The organism is Pseudomonas sp. RL, from assembly GCF_000647775.1.
Lineage (GTDB): Bacteria > Pseudomonadota > Gammaproteobacteria > Pseudomonadales > Pseudomonadaceae > Serpens > Serpens flexibilis.
Genome location: NZ_JBOY01000155.1, coordinates 1 through 7,722, shown reverse-complemented (window position 1 = coordinate 7,722; position 7,722 = coordinate 1). Strand labels below are relative to the sequence as shown.

The window sequence follows — 7,722 nt, the reverse complement described above, 5'->3', positions numbered from 1 at the left end:
ACCGCCGACACGGGGATTTTCAATCCCCTGCTCTACCAACTGAGCTACCTGGGCAACAACGGGCGGCATTAAACCGGTTTTACCGCCGGGGAGTCAACCGCACGCGACGGAAAAATCAGTTTTTTTAAGCACTTGCCGGCTTACGGGCTCGGCGGCACGTAACCTTCGGCCTGGGCGTAATCCTCGCCGGCGAGGAATTTGTCCATCTCGGCCTGGATGAACTTGCGGTCATCGGCGTTCATCATGTTCAGCCGGCGCTCGTTGATCAGCATGGTCTGGTGTTTCTGCCATTCTTCCCAGGCTTTCCTGGACACGTTGTTGAAGATGTCCTCGCCCTTGGCGCCGGGATACGGCGGGCGATCCAGGCCGGGCAGGTCCTCGTTGTACTTGCGGCAGTGCACGGTACGGGTCATGGCAGTTCTCCAATCGAATCTTCAGCGACGCGCCTGAGCAGCTTCTTCACCGGGGCGGCCAGGCCCAGGCGCGGCGGGGCGGTCAGGTTATACCAGAGCCAGTCGCCCTCGGCCACGACGCTCACCCTGGGGCTGGCCGGCACCAGCCAGGGCTCGATGCTCAGCTGGAAGTGGCTGAAGGTGTGGGTGAAGGCCGGCAGCGCGCGGGGTTCGCCCAGCTGCAGGCCGTGGCGTTCGGCCAGCGCGTGCAGGTCGGGCAGCGCGTCCATTTCCGGCAGGCTCCACAGACCGCCCCACAGCCCGGTGGACGGGCGTCGGTAGAGCAGCACGTTGCCCTGTGTGTCGGTGAGCAGCGGCATCAGCGTGCGCTTTTGCGGCAGCGCCTTGCGTGGCTTGGGTTCGGGGTAGGCGGTTTCGCGGCCCAGCAGGTGTGCGCGACAGCCGTTGCGCAACGGGCAGATCAGGCAGCTGGGCTTGCTGCGCGTGCACAGGGTGGCGCCCAGGTCCATCATCGCCTGGGTGTAATGGTTGCAGCGCTCGTGCGGCATCAGGCGTTCGGCGGCGGCCCACAGCTGGCGGGCCACCTGAGGGTCGCCGGGGTAGCCGTCCTGCGCCAGGTAGCGGGCCAGCACGCGCTTGACGTTGCCGTCGAGGATCGGTGCACGCAGGCCCATGCTCAGGCTGGCGATGGCGCCGGCGGTGGAGCGGCCGATGCCGGGCAGCTCGCAGAGCTGCTCGTCGCGGGGAAACTCGCCGCCATGCCGCGCCACGACGATCTGCGCCGCCTTGTGCAGGTTGCGCGCGCGGCTGTAGTAGCCGAGCCCGGTCCACAGGTGCAGTACCTCGTCCTCGGGCGCGGCCGCCAGGGTCTGCACGGTCGGCAGGGCCGACATGAAGCGGTCGAAGTAGCCGAGCACGGTGGCGACCTGGGTCTGCTGCAGCATGATCTCCGAGACCCACACCCGGTACGGGGTGATGCCCTGTTGCCAGGGCAGGTCCTTGCGGCCGTGCTGGTCATACCACGCCAGCACGGCTGGACCGAACTGCGCGTCGGTCATCGCTTGAACAGGCCCTTGAGGGCGTCCTTGAGTTCGGGGCTGACCTTGTCGCCAAGCTTCTCGTCGAGCTTCTCGGTAAGCTTCTCGCCGGCCAGCTTGGCGGTGATCTTGCCCAGGCCGTCCTGGTCGATGCGGCAGGTCTTGGCGCCCAGCTCCAACGGGCCACGGCAGCGCAGCGGCCATTCCAGGCCAACGTAGCGCTCGTTGACCTGGCAGGCCGGGTCGGGCATGGCGCGCTTGTCGCCTTCGATGATGATGCCGATCAGGTAGTCCAGGCCGAGCACGCGCAGGTCCAGGGTGCCGTTGCCGTTGACCGTCAGGCCGGGAACGCTGGCCTTGAAGTCCGGGTTGCGCGCCACGCCGTTGGTGATCTGCAGGCTGCCGCGCAGTGCCTCGAAGGGCGTGTCCTTGGTGGAGGTGCGGGTCAGCGACTTGCGGTTGAGGGTGGCCACCGCGCGGCACAGGTAATGCTCCAGATCGGCGCCGACCAGCAGGCCGTCGCTGAGCAGGAAGTTGGCCTTGCCGTTCAGGTTGTCCACCCAGGTCTTCTGGCTGTTGCCTCGGGTGGTCAGCGTAGCCGTCAGGTCGAGCAGGCCCTGCACCGGGGATTCCTGCTTTTCCAGCTTGACGAATTTCTCGATCGGCAGCTTGCCGAGCTGCGCTTCGATGCTCAGCTGCGGCAGCGCCTGCCGCACGTCGACCTTGCCGTTGGCCTCGAAGCGCGCGTCGTAGACGTTGCCGCGCAGGGTCTGCAGGGCGAGCAGGCCCTCGCGGCTCTGGGCGTTCAGGTCCAGGTTGGTGAAGGGGTGGTCATCGAACAGCAGCTCGTCGAAGCCGACCGTGGCCTGCACATCCAGCAGGCGCAGGGCGTCCATCGGCAGCACCGGGGCGTCGCTCCAGGCATGCCGGGTCGGGGCGGCCGGCAGCGGCGAGTCGCCGGCCGAGGCGGCCTGGGCGGTTTCCTGTACTTCGCTCTGGCGCGCGGCGCTGGCGCTGTCGGTGGCCTTGGGCGGCAGGTAGCGGCTGATATCCAGGCGGTCGCCCTTGAGCTGCAGGCGCAGGGCCTGACGGGCGAAGTCCTCCACGGCGATTCGGCCGGTGAGGATGGTGTCGTCCACCTTCAGCGTGAGCTCTTCCAGCGCGAAGCTGGTCGGCGAGCCATTCAGGCGGGTGGCCATCTCCACACGGGACAGCGCGTTGGCGTCGGCCGTGGTCGGCAGCTCGCGGCCCAGGCCGGCGAGGAAGTCGCGCAGGTTGAAGCTGGCCACCGACAGGCCGCCGCTGATGCGCGGTTCGCGGTCCAGCTCGCGCACCTTGATGTCGCCCAGGCCGCGCAGCTGGTTGGCGGAGAATTTCAGTCCGGTCCATTCGGCGATCTGCGCATCCAGGTCGGCGAGCAGCTCGCCCTGGGCGCTGAAGTTCAGGGTCTTGCCGGCCAGGGGCTCGCCGGAGGCTTCACCGCTGAGGCGGAATTTCTCGAACTGGTAGCGCTTCTGGCCCAGGTCGAAGCGCAGCTCGCCGAGGATCTCGCTGCGCGCGCGCATCAGCGGCTGGTTGCTGCCGAAGAAGGCGGTGAGCTTCACCGGAATGGCGCTGCCTTCGCGGATGGCGCCGGTTTCCAGCTGGATGCTCTCGGCGCTGAACTGCTGGCCGGACTGGGCATCCTGGTAGGTGATGCGGGCGTCATTGACGGTGAGGCTGTCGATGTCCAGCTTGATGGGCATGCCGGAACGGGCGCCGGTGCTGTCCGCCTCGTTGCCGCGGGGCTCGGCGGCGGGTTCGGTCGCCGGTGCGCCGGCGGGCTTGCCGATGTTTTCCCAGTTGCCGCGTCCTTGTTCGTCGCGGCGCAGGATCAGCGCCAGGCCGTCGATGCGGATGTCGCTCATCTGCACTTCGCGGCGCAGCAACGGCAGCACGCGCACCGACAGGCCGAGCATGCGCAGGTCGGCAAACGGCTGCTCGGGCGTGGCGGCGCTGGCCAGGCTGGTCTGGTGCAGTTCCAGGCCGAGCCAGGGGAACAGGCTCCAGCCGATTTCCCCGTTGATGGCCAGCTCAAGATTGGCCTTGTCGCGGGCCAGCTGGCGAATCTCTTCCTTGTAGTCGTTGGGGTCGAAGAAGTGCGTGAGCGCGAACCCCAGGCCGATGACAAGCAGCAAGAGTCCGAGCAGTACCAGGCCCAGGATTTTGCCGAACGCTTTCATGGACAGTCCCTAAATGGCGGTTGGTCTGAATGGCGAAGGAGTATACGCATTTGCCGGCCCGGCAGCAGTCGGGACGCTGCTCTCGATGCTGTCGGGCTTCGGGGTCCGCGCCAGGCAATAGACATCCACCCGCGCCGCTCCGGCGGTGACCAGCAAGCGGGCCAGTGCCTCGCAGGTGGCACCGGTGGTCAGTACGTCGTCCACCAGCGCCAGGTGGCGGCCGCGCACATCGGCCCTGGACGCAAGCTCGAAGGCGTGGCGCAGGTTGCGCCGGCGGGCGCGGGCGTCCAGCGTCTGCTGGGCATCGGTTTCGCGGGGGCGCAGCAGCCAGTGCTCCTGCACCGGCAGGCGCAGGGGGGTAGCCAGCCAGCGGGCCAGCAGGGCCGCCTGGTTGAACCCGCGCTGCCGCTGGCGCCTGCGGGCCAACGGTACGGGCAGCAAGAGTTCGGGGCGGGGCAGGCCCTCCAGGTAGGCGTGGCGCAGGTGGCGGGCGAGCAGTTCGCCCAACAGACGGCCGAGCGGCCAGCGGGCCTGGTGCTTGAAGCGGGTGATCAGGCTGTCGAGGGGGAACGCGTAGCGCCAGGGGGTCTCGACCCGGCTGAAGCTCGGCGCCTGCTTCAGGCATTCGCCACACAGCAGGTTGGCATCGCTCAGGGGCAGCGCGCAGATCCGGCAGGCCGCCGACAGCCACGGCAGCTCGCGTTCGCAAGGGATGCACAGCGCCTGCGGGCCGTCGGCGCGCTCGTCGCACAGCAGGCAGGATTGCTTGCTGGTCAGCCAGTTGTAAACCAGTTTTCTTGAGTTCGGTTGACAGCTCATGGCGCCTTCCCTAGCGTATGCCGCACCGTGTCGCGCCAACTCTAGCAGGCGCCATAACCACAAAAGGGAAGCCCCGATGAGTGCCACCGTCCGTCACGACTGGACCCTCGACGAAGTGCGCGCGCTGTTCGCGCAGCCGTTCAATGACCTGCTGTTCCAGGCGCAGCAGGTGCATCGCCAGCACTTCGATGCCAACCGGGTGCAGGTCTCGACCCTGCTGTCCATCAAGACCGGCGCCTGCCCGGAAGACTGCAAGTACTGCCCGCAGTCCGGTCACTACAACACCGGTCTGGACAAGGAAAAGCTGATGGAGGTGCAGAAGGTGCTGGAGGCGGCGGCCGAGGCCAAGGCCATCGGCTCGACGCGCTTCTGCATGGGTGCCGCCTGGAAGCACCCTTCGGCCAAGGACATGCCGTACGTGCTGAAGATGGTCGAGGGCGTGAAGGCCATGGGGCTGGAAACCTGCATGACCCTCGGCCGGCTCGATCAGGAGCAGACCCGGGCGCTGGCCGCCGCCGGCCTGGACTACTACAACCACAACCTGGATACCTCGCCGGAGTTCTACGGCAACATCATCACCACCCGCACCTATGCCGAGCGCCTGCAGACCCTGGCGTATGTGCGCGAGGCGGGGATGAAGATCTGCTCGGGCGGCATCCTCGGCATGGGCGAGTCGCTGGACGACCGCGCCGGCCTGCTGATCCAGCTGGCCAATCTGCCGGAGCATCCGGAAAGCGTGCCGATCAACATGCTGGTCAAGGTCCAGGGCACGCCGCTGGCCGAAGAGCAGGACGTCGATCCCTTCGACTTCATCCGCATGCTGGCCGTGGCGCGCATCATGATGCCCAAATCCCACGTGCGCCTGTCCGCCGGTCGTGAGCAGATGAACGAGCAAATGCAGGCCCTGGCCTTCCTGGCCGGCGCCAACTCGATCTTTTACGGCGAGAAGCTGCTGACCACCGCCAATCCTCAGGCCGACAAGGACATGCAGCTGTTCCAGCGCCTGGGCATCCAGCCGGAGGCCCGCGAGGAGCACGCCGACGAAGTGCACCAGGCAGCCATCGAGCAGGCGCTGGTCGAGCAGCGCGATTCCAGGCTGTTCTACAACGCGGCCGTTTGATGATTGGTGGTCCGGGCGTGCGGGGTGGCCAACGCGGGGCGTTGACCACCATACACAGGCCCAACGCTTCGGTTTTCGGGGTTGCCCATGAGTTTCGATCTCGCTTCGCGTCTTGCCTCCCGCCGTGCCGAGGATCTGTATCGCCTTCGCCCGCTGCTCGACAGCCCGCAAGGCCCTGAGGTGGTGGTGGACGGTCAGCGCCTGCTGGCCTTCTGTTCCAACGACTATCTGGGGCTGGCCAGCCACCCCGAAGTGATCCGCGCGCTGCGCGAAGGCGCGGAGCGCTGGGGCGTGGGTGGCGGCGCTTCGCACCTGGTGATCGGCCACAGCGCGCCTCACCACCAACTGGAGGAGGCGCTGGCCGCGTTCACCCGCCGGCCGCGCGCGCTGCTGTTTTCCACCGGCTACATGGCCAACCTGGCGGTGGTGACGGCGCTGATCGGGCGCGGCGACACGGTGCTGCAGGATCGCCTCAACCACGCCTCGCTGCTGGATGCCGGGCTGCTCAGCGGAGCGCGCTTCTCCCGCTACCTGCACAACGACACGGCCAGCCTGGCCGCGCGCCTGGACAAGGCCGGGGGCGACACCCTGGTGGTCAGTGACGGCGTGTTCAGCATGGACGGCGACCTCGCCGACCTGCCGGGCCTGAGCGCCGCCGCGCGGGCCCGCGGCGCCTGGCTGATGGTCGATGATGCCCATGGCTTCGGCGTGCTCGGCGCCGGGGGCGGGGGTTGCGTGGAGCACTTCGCGCTGGGCCTGGAGGAGGTGCCGGTGCTGGTCGGTACGCTGGGCAAGGCCTTCGGCACCGCTGGCGCATTCGTGGCCGGCAGCGAGGAACTGATCGAGACGCTGATCCAGTTCGCCCGGCCCTATATCTACACCACCAGCCAGCCCCCGGCCGTGGCCTGCGCGACCCTGAAAAGCCTGCAGCTGCTGCGGGAGGAAGGCTGGCGCCGTCAGCACCTGCGCAACCTGATCGTCCGGTTCAGACGTGGCGCGCAGGAACTGGGATTGACCCTGATGGACAGCCCGACACCGATCCAGCCGCTGCTGGTCGGCGACAGCGGGCGGGCCATGCGCCTGTCGGCGCGGCTGCGGGAGCGGGGGCTGCTGGTCGGCGCCATCCGTCCGCCGACGGTGCCGGCCGGCACGGCGCGGCTGCGCATCACCCTGACGGCGGCGCACGACGAGGCACAGGTGGATCGCCTGCTGGACGGGCTGGCGCTGGCCTGGCGGGAGCTGGGCGATGACTGAACGACTGGTGCTGCTGCCCGGTTGGTCCTATCCCACCGCAGTGCTGCAGCCGTTGGCCCAGGCGCTGCACGGCGATGCGCTGCGCGTGGAGCTGGCCGAACTGCCTGTGCTGGACGATCCGCAGGGTTGGCTGGACGAGCTGGATGCGCGCCTGCCCGGCGACTGCTGGCTCGGTGGCTGGTCGCTGGGCGGCATGCTGGCTACTGCGCTGGCGGCGCGGCGCGCAAAGGCCTGTCGTGGTCTGATCACCCTGGCCAGCAATGCCTGCTTCGTGCAGCGCGACGACTGGCCGGCCGCCATGCCGGCGGCACAGTTCGCCGATTTCCGCGAAGGCTTGGTTGCTGCGCCGGCCGCTACGCTCAAACGCTTCGATCTGCTTGCGGTGCGCGATGCCGACGAGCCCCGTGCGCTGGTCCGCCGCCTGGCGGTTCGCGCCGAGGCGCCGGCCGGCCTGCTGGCCGGACTGGATTGCCTGGCCTCGCTCGATCTTCGGCCCGCGTTGGGTGAATGGCGGGGGCCACGCTTGCATCTGTTCGGCGACCGCGACGCCCTGGTCCCCGTGCAGGCGGCGCAGGCGCTGCGCGAGCAGTATCCCGACTCGTCCGTCGCACAGCTGGACGCCAGTCATGCTCTGCCGCTCAGCCATGCCGATCAGGCGGCGGCGGCGATCCTCTCCTTTATAAAGGAAGCCTCCCGATGAACGCGCAGCATACGTTGCCCGACAAGGGCCTGGTCGCGGCCTCCTTCTCCCGCGCGGCCAGCAGCTATGACGCGGTGGCCGGGTTGCAGCGCCAGGTCGGCCGGCAGTTGCTGGACCTGCTGCCAGCCAGCCTGGCGCCGGAGCGCTGGCTCGACGT

At 68.3% G+C, this 7,722-nt stretch carries 7 protein-coding genes and 1 pseudogene; 4 read left to right on the top strand and 4 right to left on the bottom strand.

Annotated elements, in window-relative coordinates:
* Positions 1-140: 140 nt before the first annotated feature.
* The 4 genes from AS93_RS0117390 to AS93_RS19735 are packed head-to-tail and all read right to left on the bottom strand — an operon-like array spanning position 141 to position 4,491.
* On the bottom strand, positions 141-413 hold the full coding sequence (locus AS93_RS0117390; protein WP_027591774.1) for an oxidative damage protection protein: 273 nt from the start codon (positions 411-413) through the stop codon (positions 141-143).
* Positions 410-1,471, bottom strand: coding sequence for an A/G-specific adenine glycosylase (gene mutY / locus AS93_RS0117385; RefSeq protein WP_027591773.1), 1,062 nt, complete (start codon positions 1,469-1,471; stop codon positions 410-412). The genes AS93_RS0117390 and mutY overlap by 4 nt, the downstream gene beginning before the upstream one ends.
* Positions 1,468-3,672, bottom strand: coding sequence for an AsmA family protein (locus tag AS93_RS0117380; protein ID WP_027591772.1), 2,205 nt, complete (start codon positions 3,670-3,672; stop codon positions 1,468-1,470). Before AS93_RS0117380 ends, mutY begins: the two co-directional genes overlap by 4 nt.
* Positions 3,673-3,681: 9 nt before the next feature.
* Positions 3,682-4,491 (bottom strand): ComF family protein, encoded by an 810-nt coding sequence (locus tag AS93_RS19735; RefSeq protein ID WP_155956183.1) that lies wholly within the window; start codon positions 4,489-4,491, stop codon positions 3,682-3,684.
* Between the two features lie 76 nt (positions 4,492-4,567).
* On the opposite strand from AS93_RS19735, the gene bioB reads away from it, so the two are divergent.
* The 4 genes and pseudogenes from bioB to AS93_RS21180 all read left to right on the top strand — a co-directional run.
* Positions 4,568-5,611 (top strand): biotin synthase BioB, encoded by a 1,044-nt coding sequence (gene bioB, locus AS93_RS0117370; RefSeq protein ID WP_027591771.1) that lies wholly within the window; start codon positions 4,568-4,570, stop codon positions 5,609-5,611.
* A gap of 87 nt (positions 5,612-5,698) precedes the next feature.
* Positions 5,699-6,865, top strand: coding sequence for an 8-amino-7-oxononanoate synthase (gene bioF, locus AS93_RS0117365; protein WP_027591770.1), 1,167 nt, complete (start codon positions 5,699-5,701; stop codon positions 6,863-6,865).
* Positions 6,858-7,565 carry an alpha/beta fold hydrolase gene (locus AS93_RS0117360; protein WP_027591769.1) on the top strand — a complete coding sequence of 236 codons (708 nt, stop codon included), beginning with the start codon at positions 6,858-6,860 and terminating at the stop codon, positions 7,563-7,565. The genes bioF and AS93_RS0117360 overlap by 8 nt, the downstream gene beginning before the upstream one ends.
* Positions 7,562-7,722, top strand: a pseudogene (locus AS93_RS21180) (malonyl-[acyl-carrier protein] O-methyltransferase BioC); the annotation flags it as partial. The gene AS93_RS0117360 and the pseudogene AS93_RS21180, both read left to right, overlap by 4 nt.